At 31.2% G+C, this 1,010-nt stretch carries 1 protein-coding gene and 1 pseudogene; both read right to left on the reverse strand.

Annotated features, from left to right (window positions below; translation table 11 throughout):
* Positions 1-226, reverse strand: a pseudogene (locus C3D30_RS20160) (glycosyltransferase); the annotation flags it as partial.
* Between the two features lie 9 nt (positions 227-235).
* Positions 236-1,010 (reverse strand): glycosyltransferase family protein (locus C3D30_RS20165; RefSeq protein ID WP_105287318.1); only part of this gene is annotated, 775 nt, incomplete at its 5' end.

A 1,010-nucleotide genomic window follows, 5' to 3' on the forward strand; every position in this document is an offset into this window, starting at 1 on the left:
GCTTTAATAATAGCATTAAATCTTTAAGTGGGTTTTTCCCTTGCGAGGAAACAGAAATTGCTTCAAATTTACACCCTAAATCGACAATCTTTTTCAAATGGTCATCTTCTGGAGCAACGATGGTAACATCATATCCTTTTTCAATTAAACTTTTTATTAATCCTTTTCGGAAATTGTATATCGACCAGAGTGTATTTGCGACAAGCAAAATTTTTTTACGAGGCATCTTTTATCCTTACTTAAACCATCCAATAATAAACAAAACTTTAAAAAGCACATCATCAATGAACTTAACTCTTTTTACATACCCGGAAAAAACATACCTCAATCTTTTCACCAAACTTGCTTGAGATGCTACAAAACCATGACTTATTTCATATGCGGCTTCTTTATGATGCTTTAAACAATATATGGAGACTAAATCCATCTGAAGAGATAGAAGATGCCTCCCATTTGGCTTATATTTTTTGAACTGTTTTAATCTATTACATAAAATGTTCTTAAAACCAGACTTTATACCTACAACGTTATTATCATGCTGCCTATAACTTAGGTAGCTATTATAATCATATATTAGATGACCAAATGTTCTTGCCAGTATTAAAAAAAACCAATCATGCATAACAATACGATTGGCTATATTTGCTTCATTTATATCCAAGTATAATTTACGTAAAGATTGGTTAAAGACAAAAGTACAGCCTGGCGCACAATTTTCAATCAAAATATTGTTTAAAGAAAAATTACTCTGAGAATTATAACGACCGATATGATTTAATTCTTTGTCAACATAGTTATATGAGGAGCAATACCCTATTGCTATATCCTGCTTATATTTCATAATATTAGTTGTAGCTGCAATCAATTTAAGAGGTTCCCATACATCATCCTGATCGCAAAAAGCGTAATAGTCATAATCTCCAACATTCTCAACCAACCACAAAAAACTAGCTATGACGCCAACGTTATCCCCCTCATACAAAAATATAGAATTATTTTTTGATATATAC

Source organism: Escherichia sp. MOD1-EC5433 (assembly GCF_002966005.1).
Taxonomy (GTDB): Bacteria; Pseudomonadota; Gammaproteobacteria; order Enterobacterales; family Enterobacteriaceae; genus Escherichia; species Escherichia ruysiae.